This is a genomic window from Acinetobacter sp. 826659, assembly GCF_000588515.1.
In the GTDB taxonomy this organism is placed as follows: domain Bacteria; phylum Pseudomonadota; class Gammaproteobacteria; order Pseudomonadales; family Moraxellaceae; genus Acinetobacter; species Acinetobacter pittii.
This window is the reverse complement of the sequence record NZ_JFYD01000002.1, coordinates 19297-44021: the sequence shown is the minus strand read 5'-3', so window position 1 is coordinate 44021 and position 24725 is coordinate 19297. Positions and strand designations below refer to the sequence as shown.

Annotated in this window: 24 protein-coding genes and 4 tRNA genes; 5 read left to right on the top strand and 23 right to left on the bottom strand. The window is 40.2% G+C overall.

Annotation, left to right across the window (positions count from 1 at the left end; all coding sequences use genetic code 11):
- Positions 1–33: 33 nt before the first annotated feature.
- On the bottom strand, positions 34–567 hold the full coding sequence (locus tag J663_RS04700; protein ID WP_005129579.1) for an HPP family protein: 534 nt from the start codon (positions 565–567) through the stop codon (positions 34–36).
- A gap of 97 nt (positions 568–664) precedes the next feature.
- On the opposite strand from J663_RS04700, the gene J663_RS04695 reads away from it, so the two are divergent.
- Both J663_RS04695 and J663_RS04690 read left to right on the top strand, forming a co-directional pair.
- A complete protein-coding gene (locus J663_RS04695) occupies positions 665–1213 on the top strand; it encodes a TetR/AcrR family transcriptional regulator (RefSeq protein ID WP_025466070.1) in 549 nt (182 codons plus the stop codon).
- Positions 1214–1227: 14 nt separating this feature from the next.
- Positions 1228–1887, top strand: a complete 660-nt coding sequence (locus J663_RS04690; RefSeq protein ID WP_033848170.1) for a VOC family protein — start codon at positions 1228–1230, stop codon at positions 1885–1887.
- Between the two features lie 85 nt (positions 1888–1972).
- Here the strand turns inward: J663_RS04690 and J663_RS04685 are convergent, their stop codons facing one another.
- From J663_RS04685 to J663_RS04675, 3 genes are all read right to left on the bottom strand, one after another.
- The gene (locus J663_RS04685) at positions 1973–3202 is read right to left on the bottom strand and encodes a CaiB/BaiF CoA transferase family protein (RefSeq protein WP_033848168.1); all 1230 of its coding nucleotides are present in this window, start codon (positions 3200–3202) and stop codon (positions 1973–1975) included.
- A 52-nt stretch (positions 3203–3254) separates the two neighbouring features.
- Positions 3255–4577: an MFS transporter gene (locus tag J663_RS04680; RefSeq protein WP_033848165.1), complete on the bottom strand. Its 1323-nt coding sequence runs from the start codon at positions 4575–4577 to the stop codon at positions 3255–3257.
- Positions 4578–4804: 227 nt separating this feature from the next.
- A complete protein-coding gene (locus J663_RS04675) occupies positions 4805–6025 on the bottom strand; it encodes an acyl-CoA dehydrogenase (protein WP_033848163.1) in 1221 nt (406 codons plus the stop codon).
- Between the two features lie 245 nt (positions 6026–6270).
- Between J663_RS04675 and J663_RS04670 the strand changes: the two genes are divergently transcribed.
- Positions 6271–7218 (top strand): LysR substrate-binding domain-containing protein, encoded by a 948-nt coding sequence (locus tag J663_RS04670; protein WP_001254613.1) that lies wholly within the window; start codon positions 6271–6273, stop codon positions 7216–7218.
- A 104-nt stretch (positions 7219–7322) separates the two neighbouring features.
- Here the strand turns inward: J663_RS04670 and J663_RS04665 are convergent, their stop codons facing one another.
- Entirely contained in the window at positions 7323–8498 is a 1176-nt protein-coding gene (locus J663_RS04665) for a zinc-binding dehydrogenase (protein WP_033848162.1), read from the bottom strand.
- Between the two features lie 402 nt (positions 8499–8900).
- On the opposite strand from J663_RS04665, the gene add reads away from it, so the two are divergent.
- Positions 8901–9896 (top strand): adenosine deaminase, encoded by a 996-nt coding sequence (gene add / locus J663_RS04660; protein WP_033848161.1) that lies wholly within the window; start codon positions 8901–8903, stop codon positions 9894–9896.
- A 311-nt stretch (positions 9897–10207) separates the two neighbouring features.
- Here add and J663_RS04655 read toward each other — a convergent pair.
- The 14 genes from J663_RS04655 to rpe all read right to left on the bottom strand — a co-directional run bounded on the left by J663_RS04655 (position 10208) and on the right by rpe (position 20326).
- Positions 10208–10284 (bottom strand) — tRNA-Pro (locus tag J663_RS04655).
- Between the two features lie 4 nt (positions 10285–10288).
- Positions 10289–10364 (bottom strand) — tRNA-His (locus tag J663_RS04650).
- A 33-nt stretch (positions 10365–10397) separates the two neighbouring features.
- Positions 10398–10474 (bottom strand) — tRNA-Arg (locus J663_RS04645).
- 56 nt (positions 10475–10530) lie between these two features.
- Positions 10531–10607: transfer RNA gene (locus J663_RS04640), tRNA-Pro, on the bottom strand.
- A gap of 142 nt (positions 10608–10749) precedes the next feature.
- Positions 10750–11814, bottom strand: coding sequence for a quinolinate synthase NadA (gene nadA / locus J663_RS04635; protein WP_002115913.1), 1065 nt, complete (start codon positions 11812–11814; stop codon positions 10750–10752).
- A 144-nt stretch (positions 11815–11958) separates the two neighbouring features.
- Positions 11959–13179 (bottom strand): bifunctional glutamate N-acetyltransferase/amino-acid acetyltransferase ArgJ, encoded by a 1221-nt coding sequence (gene argJ, locus J663_RS04630; RefSeq protein ID WP_033848160.1) that lies wholly within the window; start codon positions 13177–13179, stop codon positions 11959–11961.
- Positions 13180–13312: 133 nt separating this feature from the next.
- On the bottom strand, positions 13313–13792 hold the full coding sequence (locus J663_RS04625; RefSeq protein ID WP_005302878.1) for a methylated-DNA--[protein]-cysteine S-methyltransferase: 480 nt from the start codon (positions 13790–13792) through the stop codon (positions 13313–13315).
- Positions 13793–13804: 12 nt separating this feature from the next.
- A complete protein-coding gene (locus J663_RS04620) occupies positions 13805–14125 on the bottom strand; it encodes a DMT family transporter (RefSeq protein ID WP_033848158.1) in 321 nt (106 codons plus the stop codon).
- 149 nt (positions 14126–14274) lie between these two features.
- Complete coding sequence (locus J663_RS04615; RefSeq protein ID WP_033848156.1) at positions 14275–15270, bottom strand: cation transporter; 996 nt, start codon at positions 15268–15270, stop codon at positions 14275–14277.
- A 28-nt stretch (positions 15271–15298) separates the two neighbouring features.
- Positions 15299–16054, bottom strand: coding sequence for a copper resistance protein B (locus J663_RS04610; RefSeq protein ID WP_033848154.1), 756 nt, complete (start codon positions 16052–16054; stop codon positions 15299–15301).
- Positions 16041–17921, bottom strand: a complete 1881-nt coding sequence (locus J663_RS04605) for a copper resistance system multicopper oxidase (RefSeq protein WP_033848151.1) — start codon at positions 17919–17921, stop codon at positions 16041–16043. Before J663_RS04605 ends, J663_RS04610 begins: the two co-directional genes overlap by 14 nt.
- Positions 17922–17962: 41 nt before the next feature.
- Positions 17963–18358 carry a hypothetical protein gene (locus J663_RS04600; protein WP_033848148.1) on the bottom strand — a complete coding sequence of 132 codons (396 nt, stop codon included), beginning with the start codon at positions 18356–18358 and terminating at the stop codon, positions 17963–17965.
- A gap of 103 nt (positions 18359–18461) precedes the next feature.
- Entirely contained in the window at positions 18462–19283 is an 822-nt protein-coding gene (locus J663_RS04595) for a Cof-type HAD-IIB family hydrolase (protein WP_033848145.1), read from the bottom strand.
- Between the two features lie 356 nt (positions 19284–19639).
- Positions 19640–20326 carry a ribulose-phosphate 3-epimerase gene (rpe, locus tag J663_RS04590; protein ID WP_000043044.1) on the bottom strand — a complete coding sequence of 229 codons (687 nt, stop codon included), beginning with the start codon at positions 20324–20326 and terminating at the stop codon, positions 19640–19642.
- Positions 20327–20510: 184 nt separating this feature from the next.
- Between rpe and J663_RS04585 the strand changes: the two genes are divergently transcribed.
- Complete coding sequence (locus tag J663_RS04585) at positions 20511–20783, top strand: DUF2218 domain-containing protein (protein WP_033848143.1); 273 nt, start codon at positions 20511–20513, stop codon at positions 20781–20783.
- A 5-nt stretch (positions 20784–20788) separates the two neighbouring features.
- On the opposite strand, the gene fghA is transcribed toward J663_RS04585, so the two are convergent.
- The 4 genes from fghA to tsaB all read right to left on the bottom strand — a co-directional run bounded on the left by fghA (position 20789) and on the right by tsaB (position 24659).
- The gene (gene fghA / locus J663_RS04580) at positions 20789–21634 is read right to left on the bottom strand and encodes an S-formylglutathione hydrolase (RefSeq protein WP_033848142.1); all 846 of its coding nucleotides are present in this window, start codon (positions 21632–21634) and stop codon (positions 20789–20791) included.
- The gene (locus J663_RS04575) at positions 21603–23054 is read right to left on the bottom strand and encodes a C13 family peptidase (protein ID WP_033848141.1); all 1452 of its coding nucleotides are present in this window, start codon (positions 23052–23054) and stop codon (positions 21603–21605) included. The genes fghA and J663_RS04575 overlap by 32 nt, the downstream gene beginning before the upstream one ends.
- Positions 23055–23190: 136 nt before the next feature.
- A complete protein-coding gene (locus J663_RS04570) occupies positions 23191–23982 on the bottom strand; it encodes a class I SAM-dependent methyltransferase (protein ID WP_033848140.1) in 792 nt (263 codons plus the stop codon).
- An 11-nt stretch (positions 23983–23993) separates the two neighbouring features.
- Entirely contained in the window at positions 23994–24659 is a 666-nt protein-coding gene (gene tsaB, locus J663_RS04565) for a tRNA (adenosine(37)-N6)-threonylcarbamoyltransferase complex dimerization subunit type 1 TsaB (protein WP_032036883.1), read from the bottom strand.
- Positions 24660–24725: the final 66 nt, after the last annotated feature.

Genomic DNA, 24725 nt, shown 5'->3' with positions numbered 1-24725 from the left:
TTATTTTTAAGCTCAAAACATTTCATACCGTCCCTACTTTTTACTATTTAAAATTCCTAAGCCATACATCGGCCATTTCGTACTCGCTTTAATATTATTAATGAGCATCGCCACTAAAACTAAAGACACTGCACCGACCAAAACAGGGAAAATTAAGAAACTCCACTCGTAATGTATGCTGCTTGCGGTAAGCAAAATAACTAAAGGATTGGCCCCAGCAGGTGGATGAACGCATTTAAAAACCTGCATGAGCGCAATTGCACAGCCCACTGAAAAAGCAATTGTAAAAATGGAAACACCGACAAATTTTAGAAAAAACAAACCCACAAAAGCCGAGATAAGATGCCCAAATATAATATTTCTGGGCTGTGCCAAAGGTGACTGCGACACGGTATAGAGCAATACACAGGTTGCACCAAACGGGGCCATGATAAAGATATTGTGTGTGAGCTTACTCAACCACAACAGTATAAAAATACTGAGCGTCCCCCCAACAAGGCTTCTTAAGACATCAACTTTAGTGGGCGACGGAGCCAGTTTTTCTTTGCCATAAAAGATCGAGAACATGGTTTTATTCCTTCAACAGACATTGCTTTTTAAAAAGCATATAGATAAAATTCCAAATAGTACAGATCTGTACTATTTTATTTTTTGGAAAAGACATATGTCAAAATCTGCCTTAAAAATATTAGATACAGCCGAGAAGTTATTTAATGAAAATAGTTTTGTCGGGGTTGGCGTTGACCTGATTCGCGATGAATCTGGCTGCTCTAAAACCACCATGTACACGTACTATAAAAATAAAAATCAACTGGTTAAGTCTGTGCTCGTTGCACGTGATGAGCGATTCAAGCAAAGCCTTTTGGGCTATGTGGGAGATGCAACAGGGTTAGAGGCCATCAATAAGATTCTGGATTGGCATACCAACTGGTTTAGACAAGATTTTTTTAAGGGCTGTTTATTTGTAAGAGCTGTCGCTGAATCTAACCAAGATGATCAAGACATTATTTCTATTTCTAAAGCCCATAAACAATGGATTAAAGTATTGATTGCACAAAACTGCAATATACCCAATGGTGAAGCTTTATCTGAGCTGATCTATACGGTGATTGAAGGGCTAATTAGCCGCTTTTTAGTCGATGGTTTCGATGAAACACTTGCGACAAACATGAAAAACTCTATTAATCAATTATTTAATATTCATCAACATTAGCATGAGAACTTAAAATGGAAGTGGACCATATTTTTATTTGTGTACAATCAGGCGCTCCCGAAGCTGAAACTTTAAAAAAATTCGGTCTAACAGAAGGTTCATCCAATAAGCATCCCGGTCAAGGTACCGAAAACAGACGATTTTTCTTTAAAAATAGCTTTATCGAATTAATCTTTTTAAATAACCCCGAAGAAGCCTCAAGCGATCTCACCAAACCAACTCTGCTTTTTGAACGACTCAGTGCTCAAGATAATATCGCATCCCCTTTTGGAATTTGCTTTAGACCTAAAAATAAAGATGATAACGGCGCAAAATTTCCTAATTGGGTTTACAAGCCAAGCTATTTACCAGCCAGCTTAGAAGTAAATGTTGCCAAAGACTCTGTTGTATCTGAGCCAATGTGGTTCTTCCTTTCATTTGCTTCACGACCAGACCTTGCTGTAAAAGACAAACAACAACCACTTGTGCATAGCAAAGATTTATCAGAAATCACCGCGATTAAGGTTTCTATTCCAAACCTTGAAAAGCATCCTACTTCGCTACTGTTCAATACACTTGATGATTTTGAAGTGACTGATGGATCGGAACACTTAATGGAAATTAGTTTTGATCATGAACCTCAAGGAATGATTCATGATTTCCGACCAGAGCTGCCGCTTATTTTTAAATATTAAGAGTCTTATTTTCTAATGAGAAACTGTGATTTATTGCGAATCACAGTTTTCATTTAAATTGAATCACATTAAAAGCGGCAATAGCTTAAGCAATTTTCCCATCAATAATGCCTTTCTCTTTTAACGTAGCCAGCTCCTCTGCTGTTTTAAATCTCGATAAGATTCGAGCAGTATGTTCACCCAACTCTGGCGGTGCATGATGATATTCAACTGGAGTATCAGACAGCTTAATTGGTGAGCCAATGGTTTGGAAGTTTTCATTTAAACGATGAGGAATATTCACCACCAAGTTGCGATGTACGATTTGTGGTTCAGCCAAAGCATCTTCAATAGAGTTGATAACACCTACGGGTACTTTTAACGCATGAATCATATCAACCCATTCTTTAGCAGTCTTTTGCAAAAAGTGCTCGGACAATAAAGGAATCAGTTCATCTCGATATTTGACGCGGTCCTGATTACGCACAAAATTTTCATTTTCGAGTAACTCTGGATAACCAATCGCAATACACAAATCTTTAAACTGTTTGTCATTACCACAAGCAATAATAAATTCTTTATCTTTAGCCTTAAAAGTTTGATACGGCACAATACTTGGATGTTGATTGCCCATGCGTTGTGGTGCTTTACCCGAAGCTAAATAGTTCATTCCCTGATTTGCCAGTGCCGCGACCTGTACATCAAGTAAGGACATATCAATATACTGACCGCGGCCAGTGTGTGAGCGTGCAATCAATGCGGCCTGAATGGCAATGGTGGAATACAATCCCGTTTGAATATCGACAACAGCCACTCCAACCTTTTGTGCACCACCCCCAGCCACATCATCAGGCTCACCAGTAATGCTCATTAAGCCTGACATACCCTGAATAATAAAATCATAGCCGGGCTCTTCTGCACGTGGACCATCTTGCCCAAAACCGGTAATCGAGCAATAAACAATATTTGGGTTCAACTCATTTAAGGAAGCATAATCCAAACCATATTTAGCCAAAGATCCTGTCTTATAATTTTCAATTACCACGTCGGCAGTCTTGGCAATTTCATAAATTAAGGCCTGACCTTCTGGTGTGGTAATGTCTACCGCAACCGAATATTTATTGCGGTTGGTACACTGAAAATAGCCAGATTCACGAGTCATGTTCCCGTCGTGATCGGGCATCCATGGTGGGCCCCACATACGGGTGTCATCACCGACTCGAGGACGTTCAATTTTAATCACTTCCGCGCCAAGGTCTGCCAAGATTTGCCCACACCAAGGCCCTGCAAGTACACGACTTAAATCTAAAACCCGAATTCCTTGTAATGCACCCATAACGATACCCTTATCTTTTTAGAAGGTGCTTAACGCACCTCCCTGTCATTGTTTATGATTGTTTTTGCGGATCGTACTGACGATCTTTAATAAATAAGCCCGGCAATACACCCGCAACAAAATACGCAGCGCCCATCACAATAAAGGCCATGGTAAACGTACCACCCGACGCCAAGAAACCAATGGTGGCTGGTGCAATAGCTGCCCCGACACGACCAATGTTATAAGCCCCGCCAATAGCCGTTCCGCGCACATCGGTTGAAAAACTTTCAGCCATATAAGTCGCGTTCACACCGTATGGAATGCCATATAAGAAGCCAAAAGTGATTAATAAATACAAAATATTGTCAGGGGTATTGAAGAAAATAATGATTGGCAAGAACACAGCGCTGGCAATTGTTCCAAACACAAAAACAGCACGGCGGTTAAATTTGTCAGCAAGATAACCCGCTAAAATTTTTCCTAGAATCATTGCAGTATATGAACCCACCATATAACTGGTTAAGTTTTTAAAGTTCATATGTACTTCTGTTTCTAAATAACTTGGCATCCAGTTGTTAATGCCGTAATAACCAAACTGTAAGAAAAATGCTGTGGTCATCCACAACAAAAACATTTTACGGTGCTTAAGGTTATTAAAGATTTGTTTGTAGATACTGCTACTTTTCGGCTTTTCAGCCACAACTCTTTCTTTAGGTTGTCTGTTGCCTTGTAAGCTTTCAATTTTGGTGAGTTGCCAAGATTTTGGCTCTGGCACAAATCGTTGTAGGAAAATATTTACGAAAGCAGGCACCACGGTCAGGAAGAATAAAACGCGCCAGCCATGATCTGGAATAATTGCGCCAGCTAATAACGTCGCAGCAATATAACCTACGGTTTGACCTGTCTGTAATGTACCCAAGACCGTTGTACGGTAAGTAGTTGGTACATATTCAGCCATTAAGGTATTACAAGCCATATAGAGTGCTCCAATACCCAAAGCACCAATAAAACGTAAGACCATAAATTGCTCGAAGCTTTGCGTAAAGCCCAATAAACAGGTCGCTACCGAAAAGAAAGTCACCGAGTTGGCAATAGTTCGTACACGACCAAACTTGTCACATGCCCAACCACCCAAAATACCGCCAATACCCATCCCAGCCAAAGAAGCACTACCTAATGCACCCGCTTGAAAGGTACTTAAACCAAACTCTGCCTTTAAACTGGTCAAGCTATAAGACAGCAGCATAATATCGATGCCATCGACCACCATCGCAAAATAGGCAAATAACAACGCCCATTTCCATGTATTTGGTCCAATCTTTTCATATGTTCCAAGGTTACTTGGAAATGTATTTCTTAATTCTTTCGATATTACTTGAACGTCATTGTTCATCTTTAGTTCCTCATTTTCCCAAATGAGTCATCGATAGCTTACTTATGTTTTCTGTATGACTTAATCTTCTATACTTTTCATCATCTTACATTTACTTTTAAGTACACAGAGGTACATCTTCACATGAGTATCCTTACGATGAATCTTGTCATTTTCCATAAATTTTTGCGTAAAAATCCCTACAGGTGCTCCCGAAAGAACACCCTCTATTTTTGAAAATAAATGAGTTAGTTACTAAATGCGGCTATGCCTGTTTGTGCACGACCTAAAATCAAGGCATGAACGTCATGTGTGCCTTCATAGGTATTCACAACTTCAAGATTGACCAAATGACGTGCTACGCCAAACTCGTCGCTAATCCCATTTCCACCCATCATGTCACGCGCCATACGAGCAATATCAAGTGCCTTTCCACAGTTATTACGCTTAATTAAAGATGTACCTTCAACTGATGCAATACCTTCATCTTTCATACGGCCAAAACGTAACGCTACTTGCAAACCCAAAGCAATTTCAGTTTGCATATCTGCCAGTTTCTTTTGAATCAACTGATTTGCAGCCAATGGACGACCAAATTGTTTACGGTCCATGGTGTATTGATGGGCTGTATGCCAACAGAACTCGGCAGCACCCATCGCACCCCATGCAATACCATAGCGGGCGCTATTTAGACAGGTAAATGGGCCTTTTAAACCTCGAACTTCAGGGAACGCATTTTCTTCAGGTACAAAAACGTTATCCATTACGATTTCACCTGTAATCGAGGCACGTAAACCGACCTTGCCATGAATTGCTGGTGCAGATAGGCCTTCCCAGCCCTTTTCTAAAATAAAGCCGCGAATATCACCAACATTGCCTTCAGCAGAAACTTCTTTTGCCCAGACTACAAATACATCGGCAATTGGGCTATTGGTAATCCACATTTTTGCGCCACTTAAACGATAACCACCGTCAACTTTTTTAGCACGGGTAATCATACTGCCCGGGTCTGAACCATGGTCGGGTTCAGTCAAACCAAAACAGCCAATGTATTCACCCGTAGCTAGTTTAGGTAAGTACTTTTGCTTTTGCTCTTCGGTACCAAATTCATGAATCGGAACCATGACCAATGAACTTTGCACACTCGCCATAGAGCGGTAGCCCGAGTCAACATATTCAATTTCACGCGCAACCAAACCATAACTCACATAGTTCAAACCCGCGCCGCCATATTGCTCAGGAATAGTTGGACCCAGTAAACCAAGCTCTCCCATTTCACGAAAAATAGATGGATCTGTTGTTTCATGACGGAATTGTTCAAGCACACGGGGTTGCAGGCGTTCTTGGCAATAGGCATGAGCAGCATCACGAATCATGCGCTCATCTTCGGTAAGCTGTTGCTCAATTAAAAATGGGTCTTGCCAGTTAAATTGAACTTTTGCTTTTTTTGTTGTCACCATGTGATTCATCGCATCCTCTGCTTGATTTGATCTTCTTTATTTAACTCGATGTTATGCGTGAAAAATGCAGTAATCAAACGATAAATGTTCATGCAGATATGCAACTTACGCATATTTAAAACAAGACGTATTAAATTTAACTATTTAATTCATTGTATTTCATTAAAAATGGCTTATTTTTATACTAAACTTTGATAACTGCATGTAGGTCATATGCTGTTTTGAAATATGATGACAAATAAAAGGATTTATTTATGCGAAGAAGTATCCCGTCCATTCAGGGTCTAATTTGCTTTGAAAGTGCAGCAAAACATCTAAGTTATACCTATGCTGCGCAAGAGTTATGTATTACCCAAAGCGCGGTCTCTCGCCAAATTCAACAGTTAGAAGATTTCTTGGGTGTTGAACTCTTTATACGTACTCGGCATGGCGTTGAACTGACCATTGCAGGACAACAATATTTTAAAAGCATTAAACCCTACTTGTTAGGGCTAGAGAAATGTACGGCCGATGTGATTTCTCATAAAGGTTTAGGTGGAACATTAAAGTTAGGTGTAGTTCCTACCTTTGCAACGCGCTGGCTGTTACCCAAACTTCATCTTTTAAATCAAAAACACCCTGAAATTACGGTTCACTTAGAAACCAGTACCAAGCCCTTTTTATTTAATGACAATATTTTTGACGCTGCTATTTTTGCAGGTACTCAGCAGCAAATTGACCACTGGCCCGGCATACAAGCACATTATTTAATGGATGAAGAAATTGTACCTGTTTGCTCACCAAGACTGATCGAGAAGTATTTTCCAGATGCGGTTATGATCAATGAAAATACCTATGATCTAAGCTCAGAAGATTTACTGAAAATTCCTCTACTGCAACAAACCACTCGGCCTAGCATTTGGCAAGAATGGTTTCTGACTCATCAGATGCAACACCCGAAGCCTTTTGATGGACAACGCCATGAGTTATTTTCAATGCTTGCTGTTGCTGCTAGCCATGACATGGGAATGGCTCTAATTCCACAAATGTTGATTGAGTCTGAACTACAAAAAAAGGAACTGGTGATTGTTTCCAATAAAAAATTAAAAGGCAGCCGAAAGTACTACCTCATTCACTCAAGCCAAGACATCTCACCGACTATTCAAAAATTTGTTGAGTGGATTTACCAAGAACTAGAACAACTAAAGACCAATACGAATTAGCTCAATAGCCTTTATTTATGCCCAATAACGCGAACTATACTCATAAAAAAAGATTGTGATTGATAAGTTCACAACCTTTTAGTTAAGCATAAATGACTTTGAAATTAATGACTCATTAATTGAATATCTGAACCGCTACGTTTCGGGTCAATCAAGATTTTGGCATGCTGTTCAGGATCACGTAACGCTTCAAATGCATTAGTTACACCTTCTAGGCCAACAACACCCGTAATCAGTGGTGAACAGTTCACTTTCCCTTCTGCAATCATGTGCAGTGCATCTCTAAACTCAAGCGGTGTATAGCCCAACACGAACTGAATTTCTAACTCTTTATTAATTGCAAGTGCGGGTTCGATTTTGTCACTTTGCATGCAGACGCCCACCCCAACAATTCGGGAAAATAAAGGTGCACCTTCAATAATTTGCTGCAAAACACCCGGTACGCCCACACATTCAAAAATAACAGGACGTTTTGGCAGAGCACCTAACTTATCAATCATGCGCCATCCATGCCACCACGGTAAGCGAGTCGCTTGCAACTTATCAAACAGCCCCATGCCCATGTTAATTGCATCAGAAACATTGCCAAGCAAACCAAACTCTTTCCAGTTGGCAAATGGCGATGTCTCTTTAGGATCTACCACAATATCGGCACCGCATTGCTCGGCAAGCTTACGGCGGTTTGGTGAAAAGTCGCTGGCAACCACGGTTTTAACCCCCGCAGCTTTAAGCATTAATATGACACCTAGCCCGACAGGGCCACAGCCAATCACAATCGCAGGTTCACCAGTTTTCACACGGCTACGGCGAACAGCATGTAATGCAACCGCCATAGGTTCAGTCATTGCAGCACTATCCGCATCTAGACCGTTGGGTACTTCAAACATCAAGCTTGATTGAGCCAATACTTGCTCGGCATAACCACCAGATGCATTTGGAGAAAGCCCTGTAGACAAGTAACCATGCTGATCTACATTTAAAAGCGGCATTGCACAAACAAGTGTATCTGCTTTAAATTTATGACGTGTTTTTGGACCATAGTCTAAAACCTTGCCACAGAACTCATGTCCTAGTACAAACGGATCTGTAGACTTCGCTAAACCATTAAACCCTACACGTGCAGCCAAATCATGCATGTGGTCGCAGTGATGCTGCATATGCAAATCAGAGCCACAGATCCCACATCGCACCACTTCCAATAAAACCTGTCCTTTAGCAGGGGTTAATTTTGGTTGGTCCACCACTTGTAGTTTTGCTTGATGACAAAGTACCGACTTCATTTGAGTGCTTCCTATTTCTTCTTTTTCATTTACTTGCCAGAAATAGATTTCTACAGATAAATTAATCGCTTTATCAGTTTGGTCTTTAGCAAGCCTTTATTCATATTTACAAGTAAAAGCCAAAATACCAATGACCATTCTTCAGCCAATCCACTCTTGAAGAGTCAACAAAAAACAGGCTCAGCGAAATTAAAAACAATAAAAATCTTGGTGCTCGTATCTTACACAGACTGTGTTGTCTTCTTAGGCCAGAACAATGTCATCAAAATTAAAACTTATACAAATATAGTAAGTTCAAAAAACTCAACTCAACGCTTTTCACAAAAACATAGCAAATCCAAACTTTTATCAGCAGTCTTAAACAGGCATGATGAACTGATACGAACAGATAAGAAGAAGTCTATGATTACAAAAACGCTCCCGCTTACAGATATACACCGTCATCTTGATGGCAACATCCGCATTCAAACCATTTTAGAGTTGGGGCAAAAATACAATTTGGATTTACCTGCCTATGACATTGAATCTTTACGGCCACACGTACAAGTAATGGATAACCAACCTGACTTATTAAGTTTTTTATCTAAGCTAGATTGGGGCGTAAAAGTATTAGCAAGTTTAGATGCCTGTAAGCGTATTGCATTTGAAAACATGCAAGATGCAGCACAACAAGGGCTAGACTATGTAGAGCTACGTTTTTCACCGGGTTATATGGGAATGACACATCAACTCCCCCTCGAAGGTGTGGTTGAAGCTGTGATTGCTGGTGTAAAAGAAGGCAGTCAAGCTTACGGGGTAAAAGCGAATTTAATCGGCATTATGAGTCGTACTTTTGGTCAAGAAGCCTGCGAAAAAGAATTAAATGCCCTACTTGCCCATAAAAATGATATTAAAGCGTTGGATCTCGCTGGAGATGAGCTTGGTTTTCCGGGCAATTTATTTATTGATCACTTTAAAAAAGCACATGATGCAGGTTGGCACATTACCGTACATGCAGGCGAAGCTGCTGGTCCCGAAAGTATTTGGCAAGCCATTGAAGAATTAGGTGCTGAACGAATTGGACATGGTGTTAAAGCAGTTCAAGATTTAAAACTTTTAGATTATTTAGCTAAACACCAGATTGGTATTGAATCTTGCCTCACCTCAAATATTCAAACCAACACAGTGCCTTCTTTAGCAGAACATCCATTAAAGACTTTTTTAGAACATGGTGTACTTGCCACCATTAATACAGATGACCCTGCTGTAGAAGGCATTGAAATACAGCATGAATATTTAACTGCCGCCCCATTAGCAGGTTTAAGCCCTGAGCAGATTTATACAGCTCAAGAAAATGGTCTTAAAATCGCATTTTTATCAGAACAAGAAAAAGATGAGTTAAGGCAGAAATATCAATAACAGAGAACAGAGAACAGAGAACAGAGAACAGAGAACAGAGAACAGAGAACAGAGAACAGAGAACAGAGAACAGAGAACAGAGAACAGAGAACAGAGAACAGAGAACAGAGAACAGAGAACAGAGAACAGAGAACAGAGAACAGAGAACAGAGAACAGAGAACAGAGAATATATAAATAAGTTCAAATATTCGAGTGTGTATGAATTAAAATTTAAATATATAAAAACAAAAAAATTCCTTCTATCGATAAGACAAGAAGAAATTCTTTTCAATATTTGGGATATTTTATAAAGCTTGAACGCTTTTAAATATGGTCGGAGCAGTAGGATTCGAACCTACGACCCCCTGGTCCCAAACCAGGTGCACTACCAGGCTGTGCTATGCTCCGAAATTGGGGTGAATGACGGGATTCGAACCCGCGACAACTGGAATCACAATCCAGGGCTCTACCAACTGAGCTACATCCACCATCAAATAAGTTCTATGTACCAAGCTACCAAATGGCGCGCCTGACAGGATTCGAACCTGTGACCATCCGCTTAGAAGGCGGATGCTCTATCCAACTGAGCTACAGGCGCTTAACCGATGATGCTTATCATGCGATACTTCGCCGATCTTAAAATATTATTTTAAGTGGTCGGAGCAGTAGGATTCGAACCTACGACCCCCTGGTCCCAAACCAGGTGCACTACCAGGCTGTGCTATGCTCCGATCTATCTCAGCTTTTGCTGTATCGCACATCGTGCGGTACGGTGTGCATTCTAGGCGCGACGCCCTCAGACGTCAACACCTATTCTCAAAAAAAGTTAAAAATCCTTATCAAATGTATATTTAACAAGCATTTTGAGGTTTTTTAACGTTTTAACGATGCACTAAAGGCTAACATTCGATCTAAAGGCATTTTGGCACGTTCAGCAAGCGCTGGATCGACGTGTATTTCCTGATCACCTTTTTGTAAAACTTCTAAAATTCCGTCAAGTTCATTCATTGCCATCCACGGACAGTGAGCACATGAACGACAAGTTGCCCCCTCACCCGCTGTTGGCGCTTCAACTAAAATCTTATTGGGTACAGCTTGCTGCATTTTGTAGAAAATACCGCGGTCTGTTGCCACAATGAGTCTTTCGTTTGGCAAAGTCTGCGCAGCTTTAATGAGTTGAGACGTACTACCTACCGCGTCTGCAATTTCTACAACTGACTCTGGTGACTCAGGATGTACCAATACAGCAGCGTCTGGATACAGTGCTTTCATGTTGGCAATACCACGCGCACGGAATTCTTCATGCACAATACATGCGCCATCCCAAAGCAACATATCTGCACCAGTTTTCTTCTGAATATAGCGACCTAAGTGCTGATCTGGTGCCCAAATAATTTTTTCACCTAAGCTGTCTAGATGCTCAACAATTTCAACCGCACAGCTTGATGTCACGACCCAATCTGCACGTGCTTTAACAGCAGCCGATGTATTAGCATAAACAACTACGGTATGGTCAGGGTGCTGATCACAAAATGCCGTGAACTCATCAACTGGGCAACCCAAGTCGAGTGAACAGGTTGCTTCAAGTGTCGGCATTAAAATTGTTTTTTCAGGAGACAGGATTTTTGCTGTTTCTCCCATAAACTTAACCCCAGCCACAACCAGTGTAGAGGCTGCATGATCTCGTCCAAAACGGGCCATTTCTAAAGAGTCAGAAACGCATCCACCTGTTTTTTCGGCAAGTTCTTGTACTTCAGGGTCGCAATAGTAATGAGCAACAAGGACAGCATCACGTTTTTTGAGCTCTGCTTCGATCTGCGCAAACTTTTGTTGTTTTGCTTCTTCACTTAAGCGATTGTCTTTTGGCTCACCTAAACGGTCTAAATGCGCTTGTACAATGTTTTTTGCATCGTTGGCAATTAAAGTCGCATCACTCATAAAACGTCTTCTCTATCCTTCATGCTGGCATACCTGCTCGCATATAACGTTACTGCTTAAATGATTTACGGATTGAATCATTTAATATCAAAAGATGGGGCTAATAAAAAAGCCTCTTTGTCGAGGCTTGATTATAACTGATATTTAAGAACGGTAATCAGCATTAATTTTGACATAGTCGTAAGATAAGTCACAGGTATATACCGTGTCTTTGGCCTGACCACGTCCTAAATCAACACGAATGGTAATTTCGGTTTGTGCCATAACGCGCGCACCCGCTTCCTCGGTATAATCCTCAGCTGCGCCACCGTCTTTACAGATTTGCACGTCGTCTAACCACACTTGAATTTTAGATACGTCTAAGTCTTTAACGCCTGCATAGCCAATGGCAGCTAAAATACGTCCCCAGTTCGGGTCCGATGCAAAGAGTGCAGTTTTGACAAGTGGTGAATGAGCAATGCTATAAGCAATATCACAACATTCTTGAGTATTTGCGCCGCCTTCTACAGCAACAGTAATAAATTTCGTCGCCCCTTCACCATCACGAACAATTAACTGTGCTAAACGATTCATTACACGAGCAAGAACTTCTAACACTTTAGCGTAGCGTGCATCACTGTCCGATGTGATTTCAGCGCCACCCGCCTGACCTGTTGCTACGAAAATACAAGAGTCATTGGTCGAAGTATCACCATCAATCGTAATACGGTTAAATGAGTGCTCAACCGTAGTCTTTAATAGCTTTTGGACTAAATCACGGCTAATAGGCACATCTGTTGCCACAAAACTTAACATGGTTGCCATGTTCGGGCGGATCATTCCAGCGCCTTTACTAATACCTGTCATGGTATAAGTAATGCCATCAAGTTCAAATTGTTCAGATGCACCTTTAGGTACTGTGTCTGTGGTCATAATGCCAGATGCAGCATCATTCCAAGCCGCGTCTTGTACACTATTTAATGCAGGCTGAAGACCAGCAAGTAAGCGCTCCATCGGAAGCTGCTCACCAATCACACCTGTAGAAAACGGAAGGACTTCAAAACTGTTTACCCCAGCAATCTCCGCCAATTTTGCACAAGTATCTTGAGCATTTTTCAAACCCGTAGGTCCAGTTCCTGCATTGGCATTACCCGTGTTAATTACTAAATAGCGAGGATTACCTTCGGCAAGATGGGCTTTAGAAACATGAACAGGCGCTGCACAGAATGCATTTTGAGTAAATACACCAGCAACATTTGAACCTTCTGCAAACTCAAAAATGACTAAATCTCGTCGGTTTTGGTAACGTACATATGCTTCTGTTGAGCCAATTTTTACACCTTTTACCACATGCATTTGTGGCATTGTTACGTCACCGACAGCCATTTTTAGAACATCCAAAGTTTGTTGAATAAGATCAATATTTCAAAAAAAGCGATGCCATGAAGCACTTTCTTCATGAAATATCATAGTGGACAGCTTAGTAGAAAAGTCTAAAAAAATCGAGCGCAAAAACGGCTCATTGTTGCTCTAGTTTTAATAAAATATCTTTCTTATCAAGACCACCAGCAAAACCAACTAAAGCACCGCCCGCACCAATGACACGATGACAAGGTGCAATAATTGAAATCGGGTTTTTGCCATTTGCCGCGCCAACTGCTCTCACCGCTTTTTCATTGCCAATTTGAACAGCAATATCTTTATAACTTCTTGTTTCCCCATAAGGGATGGTCAGTAAAGCAGACCAGACCTGCTTTTGAAATACGGTTCCTTCGAAATCGAGTGGCAATGTAAACTCACGGCGTTTACCTTCAAAATATTCTTTTAATTGTTGTTCGGTCTTTAGTAAAACTGGATGCTCAAGTTGTTCGACTAGCTCGGCCAGTCGAACACGTTTTGGATTTTCATTGTCCCAGAGTATTGCCACCAAAGCATTTTCATTCGCAACCAGCTTTAATTGCCCAACAGGCGAATTGATATACTTATAAGACAGCAACATAGTTTTATTCTCTTAAGACGGCGATGAAATTTTCATTAAAACCAAACCTGACACAATCAATACGGCGGCGATCATTCGCATAGCGCCAACAGGCTCATGAAGAAAGAAAATACCGACTAGAAATGACCCAATTGCGCCAATTCCTGTCCAAACCGTATAGGCAGTGCCAAGGGGTAAAGTCTTCATTGAAATTGAAAGTAGAATTACGCTCAAAATCATAAAAACTACGGTAATAATACTAGGGGTTAAACGTGTAAAACCTTCAGACATTTTCATAGAATATGCCCAAATGATTTCAAATACACCTGCTAAAATTAAAATAGCCCAAGCCATAACATTCACTAATTTTTATAGCGTCAGGTCGTCCCGACATGATTACCCAATATGGGGGAGGTCGTTCCTCCTTTATGTGAGGACTCAGTTTACTTTAAAATAAAAAATGAAGGCAAACCCTATCTAAAGCTTGCCTGTCTTAGAAAATACTATTCGTTTTTTAACTGTAAAATTTTTCGTGCGCCATTTAAGACAAACAAAACAATAATTAATCCAATCATTAAATCAGGATAACGAGAACCTGTAATGGCAACCAATATCCCCGCGACAATGACACCCAAGTTTACGATGACATCGTTTGCAGAAAAGATATAACTCGCCTTCATATGTGCCCCGCTCTCTTTATGGTCTCTCATTAAATAAAGGCAACTAATATTGGCTGCCAGAGCCAATCCACCAATTAAAATCATGAGAATTGAAACAGGTTCACTGCCATAAATAAAACGGCGCAGTACATCAACTAACACAATCATGGCTAAACCAAACTGCAACCATCCTGAAAGATGCGCAGCCTTTAATTGTGCATTTAGATTTTTACCAACCACAAATAAAGCAATGCCATAAATTGCAGCATCGGCAAACATATCGAGTGAATCAGCGATTAACCCTGTCGATGAAGCAATAATGCCTGCCATTAACTCAATAACAAACATGACCCCATTAATCAGTAACAACCATTGTAAAACTTGTTTTTGTGCTGCATTCGTTGAAGTACTTGGTCGAACCTTTTTAGGTTTTTCAACAGGTTCATAATGTGGCTGTGTTTGTTGTAACTCGGCTCCTAATCCTAAACGCTGTAAACTTTGAGTAATCCTTTCAGCTTGAAGACTGTGATAAATCGCTAAATGGCGTGCAGGCAAATCAAAATGAAGTTCTTGAATATCGTCAGTGTAAGAGGCTAAAGCCATCCGCACCATTTGCTCTTCGGCTGCACAATCCATGCGGGGAATATGATAATAACTTACCCATTGACTCTTTTTAGTCACAGGTTCACTAGGTGTGAAACACTCCTGAGACGACATGCTTGAGCATTCGCAGTTAGAGCTATTTTTACTTAAATGTATTTGATTCTCTTGTTTTTCTAAAGCCATCTTTGCACCATAACTGACACAAAAAACAATGCCATTAGTATAAACCAATGGCATATGTTTAAGCTTACTTTTTGTTCGGCAATTAGAATTTTAGTGTTAACCCAGCTCCATAATACCAACCATGTTCGGAGTCGGTTCCAGTTTGCCAAGCAGTTTGTTTTAAACCTTTTTCATAGCCGTAACCAACATCAACAAATGGCATGACCTTTTTGTTGATTTCATAACGGGTTTGAAAACCAGCTTGTAAACTTGATAAACCTGTTTTACTTGCATAGCGAGATTCATCTTGCAAAACGACATCTGCTTTTAAATAAGGTTTACCAATTAACTTTTGGGTAAAGAGTAAGTCCCTTTCTGTTTCTAGACTTAACTTCCATAGCTGGTCTTCACCTGCATAAAGATATGCATCGGTTTCAAAAAAGTAAGGTGCCATGCCATGTAAACCCACGACACCTGCCCAACGATCTTGCTTTTCATCTTCCCGTTGCAAACGTTCGTAATTTACACCGGCCTGTACATCCCAATAGTCAGCTACATTTCGACTATAAAGTACTGAACTGCCGTAATTAGCATCTTCTGACTCTGCTTTATCCACATGGGCTTTAATGAACAATTTATTTTCATCCGTTCCCACCCAAGTTTCTAATTCAGAAGAAAAACTACCTTCTCCTTCTTCATTTTGAGTCCAGCTAGTATCAATTTTTGTTGCTTGATAAACCTGTCCGCCATGTTCACGTAAATGATCATGAGTTAAAGGCTCTTGAGCAAAAGTAAATACTGATATGCTCGAGAAAGCACCGCAATATAACATTTGAGAAAATAACTTAGTGATGCGCATGACTAGCTCCTTTCTCATTTTCAAATTGAACAGGTGATTGAGCTTGAGCAGGTTGTTGTCCATCATTCACTTGAGCCACAATCAACTTATTCATCATTCCAGCACTCATGTGATAAAGCAGATGGCAATGAATCGCCCATTCGCCTAAGGCATCAGCTGTCAATAACGCAGTAACGGTTTTTCCTGGTGGAACAATGAGAGTATGTTTATTTGGTAAGTTTTCAGCTTGTTGGCCATTTTCTAATTGCATAAACATCCCATGTAAATGCATTGGGTGGGCCATCATGCTGTCATTCACAAACTTCAAGCGAATACGTTCGCCATACTTAACTTGTAATGGCTCAGCTTCGCTAAATTTTTTGCCATTAATGGTCCAGATATAACGCTCCATGTTGCCACCTAAACGAATAACTAATTCACGTTCTGGTGCACGCGTGTCTGGCTGAGGTGTTAAAGATTGCAAATCACTATATTGCAGTGCTTTCATCCCCGCTGGTGTCGAAGCATTTGCCCAGCCATAAACGGGTTCATCCTTTTTAGGCTTATTCTCAGATTGCGCAGGCATCTCATGATTCATATTCATCATAGCGTGGTCATGCTCGCTAGCTGACATTGCCTGCATATCATGCTTCATTTCAGGCATCGCTGACATGTCATGATCCATGTTCATCATTGTAGAATTATGATTAGCATGGCTCGCCTTTTTTTTCATTTCAGGCATAGCCGACATGTCATGTTGCGTGTTCATTTGATGGCCAACATGTTCATCACTTGCCCCATTGCCATGACTCATGCCCATATCATCCATAGTTAACAAAGCACGTGGACGTGGCTGCGGTATTTGAATTGGCCCTACAGCCTGCGCATTTTCATTATGCAAAGTCCCAATGGCAAAACCACTGCGGTCAATAGACTCTGCTTCAATCTGATAATTTGATTGCGTAGGTTCTACAATGACATCGTAGGTTTCGGCTGTACCAATACGGAACTCGTCAATTGCAACTGGCTTAACTGGCTGCCCGTCTGCACTCACAACAGTCATTTTCAAATTTGGAATTCTGACATCAAAAAATGACATCGCTGATGCATTAATAAATCGTAATCGAACCTTATCACCAGCTTTAAAGTTAGCTGTCCAGTTTTGCTGCGGTGTTTTGCCGTTGACTAAGAAGGTATAGCCCGTCACATCAGACATATCGGTTTTTAACATCCGCATTTGATTCCACATCGAACGATCTTGCCAAGTTGCTTTTAAGCCTTGTGTTTTAACTTGCTTCAAAACATCAGATACAGTTTCACGGCGGTTTTGATAATATTCAGCAGATTTCTTCAAATTCTTCATAATGCTATCGCTAGAAGAATTATGAAAATCTGAAAGCATCACCACATAATCACGATCCGATTTTTCATGTGCAGCTACGGGTATTTTCCCTTTCGGGTAAATCACAAGTGGCCCATATAAACCATCTTGCTCTTGGCCTTTGCTATGGGCGTGATACCAATAAGTGCCGTTTTGTTTCACCTTAAAGCGGTAAACAAAATCTCCGTTTGGCGCAATTCCTTTGAAATTATTAAAACCAGGTACGCCATCCATTAACCCTGGTAGTAACAATCCATGCCAATGCAAAGACGTATCTTGATTCTTTAATTGATTATGAACATGAATAACAGCGTCATCCCCCTCCTCAAACTCAAGGAGTGGTGCTGTAAACTTGCCATTTACGGTAATTCGTTTTAAAGGTTGGCCCGTAACATTGACCTGTTGTTCATTAATATTAAGGTGATATTCCTTAATTGCTGCGAGTGACCATGGTGAAACCAATAGCCCAAATACAGCGACTAAGCTGCTAATTGTTTTATGAGACATTGCTGTGATCCTTTTTAATTAAAAAAATAAGTAAATAAGGATCAAGCTTTAGGAGGACGTAAAATCTCTTGCCAGTATCCGGCTAAATGTTGAGCCTGATAAATACTGCTAAATTGATATGAAATAGGAATAAGTGGGGATTCAACGTCAGGTACAGCTTGCTGCAGAGCCAAATTTACCATTTGGCAATGGACTGGGTTACAGTCCTGACAATGCTCACCATGCGAATGAAGAGACTGAGTCATCTTTTGATGACATACGGTCTGATTATTTGCTTGAGTATGCATATTGTTATGCGAAAATTTTTCGCTATGACACGGCATAGTATGAAGATCATGTTGCATAGGCGTCTGTGCAATAGACAAACCACTCCACCCAATGACGAAAGCCATTAGGAACACAAACCAAGCATACTTGCGTAAGTGTTGTAGAGCCATTGTGATTTATCGCCTAGAGCCGATGAGTGATCTTAATGCCATTAGCATAACGAAGTTTTAAAAGAGATACAATTTTCTATCTTAACTGCTTGTTATAGAGCAATTAAGCAAATGGGGGTTGATGCTGAAGTACTAAATCAATCACCTCTAATGCACCTTCTTGCTCATTACTTACAGTGGCATAAGGCGCCACTGCTTTTAATGCTTCTACTGCATTTTCAACTGCAAACCCATAACCCACAGCTTTAATCATCTGCATATCATTGTTGTTATCACCAATCGCAACCACTTGATTAGGTTCAACCTGCCATTTTTGTAGTAATAAGTTCAAACCGTGTGCTTTATGCTGGTCGGGAAGAATCAAATCGATAAAATTAAAACCACTTGAAACAGGTACCAAAACTTTATCTGCTACAAAACTTTTCTTCTGAAAATGCTCAAAAATCGCAAAGCTTTCGTTTTCCTGAGCGGTAAAAGTAATTTTGCACACTAAGTCATCTAGTGCATAAAAGTCATCTACAACTGTCAGTTTTTCAAAATATCGGGCAACCTTGGCATAGTCCTCTGCGTTCATGCTGCTATGCACATAAGCACTCTGTTTCCCGCAGATCACCATGGTTGAGGTATATGAAGGATCAATCGCTTTTAGAATCTCAATATATTGTTGCTGACTTAAATGAGCAAAAGCTAATTCTTGCCCTGCATCTACAACATGCGCGCCATTTTCTGCAATAAAAGCAATTTCATGACTAATTTCTGGAAAATAGGTAATAAGCTTTGCAAGTTGATTACCACTGGCTACCACAAAATGAATATTATTTTGTTTTAGTTGTTCGTATTGTTTTAAAAAACGTGCTTTGTTGTACTGCTTTTTGGAATTAAGAAAAGTCCCATCCATATCTACCGCTAAAATTTTTACTGTCATTAATTATCGAGGTCTCTTACTAAAAACTTATTAAACCAAATTTAGCTTTATTTTTCATGACACTTTTACAGTTTTATACGTATCTATGCACAAAAAGTTTTACACAGAGCTACATCGTTTTTTGCACAGGTTATTTTTTAGCAAAGCTTAATAAAAAACCAGCTAATAAATTATTCAACACGCATAAAAAAAGAACGCCAAAACGTTCTTTTTTCATAGTTTTTGTCTATAGAATAAACGGTTGATCTAATTTTGTTTATTTTACCAACATCTTATCCATACGGTTATCAACACAGTTATCCATACAGTTATAAACAAAGTTATCCACAAGTTTATTTTAGATTAACTCTATCTTTTTAAGCATCAACACTGCCTACTTTCGCAAGCTCTGCACGCATTTGGTCAATCACAACTTTATAATCGGGTTGACCAAAAATTGCTGAACCCGCAACAAACATATCTGCACCAGCTTCTGCAATTTCACGGATATTTGCAGGGCCAACACCACCATCAACTTCTAAACGAATATCACGACCACTTGCATCAATAATTTTACGAGCTTCACGTAATTTTTCTAAAGTCATTGGAATGAACTTTTGTCCACCAAAACCAGGGTTTACACTCATTAATAAAATTTGGTCAACTTTATCAAGTACATAATCTAGATAATGCAATGGCGTGGCTGGGTTAAAAACTAACCCTGCTTTAGCACCACCAGACTTAATAAGCTGTAATGAACGGTCAATGTGGTGAGATGCTTCTGGGTGGAATGTAATAATATCTGCGCCTGCTTCCAAAAAGTCTCCAATAATACGATCAACTGGAGATACCATTAGATGCACATCAACCGGAGCTGTAATCCCATAGTTTTTTAAAGCCTTACATACACCTGCACCAAAAGTTAAATTTGGAACATAGTGATTATCCATAACGTCAAAATGCACTACATCTGCACCTGCGGCTAACACTTTGTCTACATCTTCGCCTAAACGAGCAAAATCGGCAGATAAAATAGAAGGAGCAATCAAATAAGGCTTGGACATAGGTGGATGACCTGGCTAGAAGTTTAAGGAGAGGCTAAAAATTATAACAAAAAAGAACCTACTTAGCCCGCCCTTCCTTGCTTAAATGACAACATTTCAAACTTGAAACGTAACGTTGCAACAATAGAATGCTAATGGCGAAACGAATTTGTTAAGGTACATTAAACCAATGTGAGGATTGATAATGAAAAGCACAACTCATCTATTAACAAACGATGGAAAACGCATTGCAAAACGTCTTGTTAATCATTGGAAGCACAAATTTGAAGTACAAGAAACTGAACAAGATTTTAAAATCTTAATGCCTACCGCAACAATTACGCTTGCACCAGAAACAGAGCAGTTAAACGTTGCTATTGATAGTCAGCTAGATGACCACAACCACTTAGAAAGAGTGGTGCTTGATCATCTAAACCGTATGGCTCAACAAGAATTTCAAGTTGAATGGCAACACTAAACTAATTAGCCAGATACTTTTTCTAACTGGATTGCATGAAACTGTAAGTGCTCATCCATAAAGGTTTGAATAAAGTAATAACCATGATCATAGCCAGCATGTTGTCTTAAAGTTAAAGGCTGTCCTGCTTTTAAACATGCTTGCTTAAATTTTTCAGGGTGAAGTTGTTCATAAAATTGATCATCTAATCCCTGATCAACCAAAATTTCGTCAAATACTGCACCATTTTTTGAGACTAAAGCTGTGGCATCATGAGCCAACCAGCTATTGCGATCTGCACCTAAATAATGACTAAAGGCTTTGTCTCCCCATGCACACTCTGTTGGTGCACAAATCGGAGCAAAAGCAGATACCGACTTAAACTTTTCAGGATATTTAAACGCTAAAGTTAATGCACCGTGGCCACCCATTGAGTGCCCAAAGATACCAACTTGTTGAGCGTTTACAGAAAAGCTTTTTAAAATGAGTGGATATAACTCATCAATTAAATAGCTTTCCATTTGATAATGCTCAGACCAAGGCGCTTGCGTAGCATTAATATAAAAGCCCGCACCTTGCCCGATATCCCAATGATCCCCTGCTGCAACTTGTTCTCCACGAGGAGAAGTGTCTGGGGTAATCAATATTAGGCTCAGCTGTGCTGCCATATGCTGTGCATGTGCTTTTATGGCAAAGGTTTCTTCAGTACACGTTAACCCAGCTAAGTAAAACAAAGTTGAGCAAGCTTTACCTTCTAAAGCTGCTGGTGGTAAATAAACACCAAACTTCGCTGGTCCTTTTAAATAAGAAGATTCAAATTGGTATATACGCTGCTCGCCCTCAAAGCAGCGGTTTTTTTGCAGGAGTTGCATCGTTTTTAGCCTCTGTTTTTGTTTGAGCAATATCTACACTACCTGTATTTTGCTGAGGAAATAGATACTTTTCCAATTGAGGTAGCATAAGTTCCATATTTTTACCAATCATCCACTGAGGCTCTGAAGGTTCAACACCTTGAGCCACTTCCCATTTGGTTACTGTTTGCTTAGCTGTGCTAAATGAGTCTTTCATCGACGATTGCTCTCGCATAGCCAAATCAAAGAAAGCTCGTCCAAAATAGGTATAGTCAGCTTCGTTATTACATCCAAAAGAAGTTTTATCAGCAGCAGATGCGGTAATGATTAAGGTATCAGGAGACTGTAAAGCAGGAATAAAGCTTCCTGAATAACAGGCTGAGATCACAATTACACGCCAGCGTATACCGGATTTGTCCAGTGTTTCTCGCAACCATTTCGGGTCCACTTGCCCTAAATCTAATGGCGCATTTTCAATTTCAAAGTGATTTTGTTCACCGTGTGAAGTCATATATAGAAATAAGACATCACTATCACGGTTCATTTGCTGCCCCATACGGCGTAGAGCTAACTCGATACTGGTTTTAGAAGCAATTGGAATCTCTGTACGGGTATCTGGATTATTGACCAGCATCATTGAGCGACCAATCGTTCCGAAACGTGTATCAAACTGTTCTTTAATACGGACCACTTCCGATTTAAAAACATCTTGATAACTATCGCCAGCAACACCTAAAAAGTACCAATGGCTTTTGGCGAGCTCACCATATTGAACTTGCTCTAGAGAATCATTTAACAGTTTATTTTGCGCATAAAAAGCATCTTCAGCAAATGTAGGAGCCGTATCTTCTACTTTCCAAATCGGTTGATCTTTTACAGAAAGTTGCCAAACCACCATCGTTGCAATGGTCGCAACCATGACCAGTGCACGTTCCCACCATGGCCACTTAAGCTCACGTGAGAAAACCCAAATTACTGCTAAACTTTGCCAAACAAATAAAGCTACAAATAAGCTCGGTAAAATTCCGTTATAAATAGCATCGGGAATAAAGTTGAGATAACCGTTAGACCCCAAATACTGAATTAAACATTGAATTAATAAGATATTTGTATCTAGAACCAGCCAAAGTAAAGCAGGAACTAGCATTAAGCGAGGTTGGTTGGTTCGCTGTGATAAGAAAATACCAACAATTAAGGCAATGAATGGCCAAAGCGCATAACCAATTAAACCTTGTGAATTAAAATCACCGATTTGACCAGCGACAAGCCAGCTATAAAGAGAGTTGGTACATCCTCCTAAAATTCCCCAAACAATAAGCTGAAGAATAGATGGATGTACAATCTGTAAAGAACGTCTTGACCCCAAAAACAGCCACATTCCGGCAATTTGGTTGCTTTTAAAATCATGCCAAAAGTTAATGGAGGGTTTAAGATCAATCATAAAAGGTTTTCAAAAATTTCGTTTTTGACAGGCATCTTAAGTGTATGCCTGCTAAGAATTTTAGCAATCATGCTTTTGAACTATATCACATATATTTGTGCATTATTCAAGCAATAAAACCTAACCTTACATAAGCCTACTGAAAATACGCATCAAAACGACAAGCATCCCCTTGCCATTGATGAGCTGGCTCTTGATTTGCCAAGAAAATAGCATGGCGTGGCCGCTTAACTACTACACGTTTAGCAACTCTCTGTGCCAAAACTAGCAAATTATCCCCCAAATCCATCTCACCGTCTTCAGGTAAAAGAAGATGTAAAAGCTGCATTTGTTTTTTGACTTGAGCTTGTTTTTTAATTGCTTGTTGGTTCTGGTCGCGCTGAGGGAACATCGGGTCAAGATAGACTACATCAACCGTTTTTGCTTCTTGATGTAATTGCTGTAAATAGCTTCCAGAGTCAGCAAAGATCAGTTGAATACGATCCATAAATTGACTTAAAAATGGATCATGCTGTGCCTGAGCTTTTGAATCTTCAAGTAAAGTAAATAAAATCGGATGGCGCTCAACGAGCTGGATTTGGGCACCTAGATAAGCCATCAGTAAGCTGTCATGGCCTAAACCCGCTGTTGCATCAACCAGTACCGGCTTTTCACCTAACTGACAAGCACGGGCAATCATTTCCGATTTAAGACTTGCACGTTTTAAACGTGGAATTTCAGCTTTCCAGTCGGGTTGCATTTTCATGCCATTAGCAGATAACCAAAGTCCGTTTTCATCTACACAAAGGGCAATTTCAGGATTGAAGCGTAAAAATCGCGCATTCAGCTTTTCAATTGGCTGTAAATCGACAGTCACACCTCTAGAACAAAGCACAGCTTGGTAGTGCTGTGCTTGTTCTTGAAAATCTTCTTCAAAATATATATGCATGAGTACTGCCTTTATTTTGCTTTACCCTGATCCGCTATTTTTTTCCACGCATCATCACGTAAATAAACTGGCAAAGCATGTTCGGCATCCACCCATTGCTTTTGTGCAGCATAGACACGTGCAATAGAAGCAATATCCTGTGCAGTTGCGGTGATTGTTTGATGCTCTGCATCAGCTTGAAGTAGCTTGGCGCCCGAACCAATTAAGCAATGTTTTGCATAAGCTGCTGCTGGCTCATAGCTCATTAATTTTTCTTCATCAATACACTGCATAATTCCTTGTTCATCTAGAACAAAACTTGCAATGTAAACTTCATTCATACGTGCATCGAGCACCGCAGTCACCTGCTCCAAACCTTCAAGTCGGTATGCCGCTTGTGCTAAAGCTTGCAATGTAGAAACTGGAACCACAGGTAAATCTTGTGACCAAGCTAAAGCTTGGGCAACAGCAGCATTAATGCGAACACCACTAAAAGAACCAGGTCCACGGCTAAAGGCAATCGCATCTAAACCAGCAACTTCAAGACCTGTTTGTTGTAGCCCCTGCTCAATCATGGGCAAAATAGTCTGTGTTTGTGCTTTTGCCCGCGTATCGAGTTGAAAAAACAGTTCTTGGGTTTCATCGACTAATGAAATAGAACACTGCTCGTTTGCAGTTTCCAACGCCAGCAATTTCATGCACAACCTTAGTATTAAATCAGATTAAAAACGAGGGTTATGATACCCCACTCGGCTCTGATAGGC

Bases quoted from the DNA above. Each gene is read 5' to 3' on its own strand.
- J663_RS04700 (WP_005129579.1), bottom strand. From the start codon at position 567: ATGTTCTCGATCTTTTATGGCAAAGAAAAACTGGCTCCGTCGCCCACT.
- J663_RS04695 (WP_025466070.1), top strand. From the start codon at position 665: ATGTCAAAATCTGCCTTAAAAATATTAGATACAGCCGAGAAGTTATTT.
- J663_RS04690 (WP_033848170.1), top strand. From the start codon at position 1,228: ATGGAAGTGGACCATATTTTTATTTGTGTACAATCAGGCGCTCCCGAA.
- J663_RS04685 (WP_033848168.1), bottom strand. From the start codon at position 3,202: ATGGGTGCATTACAAGGAATTCGGGTTTTAGATTTAAGTCGTGTACTT.
- J663_RS04680 (WP_033848165.1), bottom strand. From the start codon at position 4,577: ATGAACAATGACGTTCAAGTAATATCGAAAGAATTAAGAAATACATTT.
- J663_RS04675 (WP_033848163.1), bottom strand. From the start codon at position 6,025: ATGAATCACATGGTGACAACAAAAAAAGCAAAAGTTCAATTTAACTGG.
- J663_RS04670 (WP_001254613.1), top strand. From the start codon at position 6,271: ATGCGAAGAAGTATCCCGTCCATTCAGGGTCTAATTTGCTTTGAAAGT.
- J663_RS04665 (WP_033848162.1), bottom strand. From the start codon at position 8,498: ATGAAGTCGGTACTTTGTCATCAAGCAAAACTACAAGTGGTGGACCAA.
- add (WP_033848161.1), top strand. From the start codon at position 8,901: ATGATTACAAAAACGCTCCCGCTTACAGATATACACCGTCATCTTGAT.
- nadA (WP_002115913.1), bottom strand. From the start codon at position 11,814: ATGAGTGATGCGACTTTAATTGCCAACGATGCAAAAAACATTGTACAA.
- argJ (WP_033848160.1), bottom strand. From the start codon at position 13,179: ATGGCTGTCGGTGACGTAACAATGCCACAAATGCATGTGGTAAAAGGT.
- J663_RS04625 (WP_005302878.1), bottom strand. From the start codon at position 13,792: ATGTTGCTGTCTTATAAGTATATCAATTCGCCTGTTGGGCAATTAAAG.
- J663_RS04620 (WP_033848158.1), bottom strand. From the start codon at position 14,125: ATGGCTTGGGCTATTTTAATTTTAGCAGGTGTATTTGAAATCATTTGG.
- J663_RS04615 (WP_033848156.1), bottom strand. From the start codon at position 15,270: ATGCCATTGGTTTATACTAATGGCATTGTTTTTTGTGTCAGTTATGGT.
- J663_RS04610 (WP_033848154.1), bottom strand. From the start codon at position 16,054: ATGCGCATCACTAAGTTATTTTCTCAAATGTTATATTGCGGTGCTTTC.
- J663_RS04605 (WP_033848151.1), bottom strand. From the start codon at position 17,921: ATGTCTCATAAAACAATTAGCAGCTTAGTCGCTGTATTTGGGCTATTG.
- J663_RS04600 (WP_033848148.1), bottom strand. From the start codon at position 18,358: ATGGCTCTACAACACTTACGCAAGTATGCTTGGTTTGTGTTCCTAATG.
- J663_RS04595 (WP_033848145.1), bottom strand. From the start codon at position 19,283: ATGACAGTAAAAATTTTAGCGGTAGATATGGATGGGACTTTTCTTAAT.
- rpe (WP_000043044.1), bottom strand. From the start codon at position 20,326: ATGTCCAAGCCTTATTTGATTGCTCCTTCTATTTTATCTGCCGATTTT.
- J663_RS04585 (WP_033848143.1), top strand. From the start codon at position 20,511: ATGAAAAGCACAACTCATCTATTAACAAACGATGGAAAACGCATTGCA.
- fghA (WP_033848142.1), bottom strand. From the start codon at position 21,634: ATGCAACTCCTGCAAAAAAACCGCTGCTTTGAGGGCGAGCAGCGTATA.
- J663_RS04575 (WP_033848141.1), bottom strand. From the start codon at position 23,054: ATGATTGATCTTAAACCCTCCATTAACTTTTGGCATGATTTTAAAAGC.
- J663_RS04570 (WP_033848140.1), bottom strand. From the start codon at position 23,982: ATGCATATATATTTTGAAGAAGATTTTCAAGAACAAGCACAGCACTAC.
- tsaB (WP_032036883.1), bottom strand. From the start codon at position 24,659: ATGAAATTGCTGGCGTTGGAAACTGCAAACGAGCAGTGTTCTATTTCA.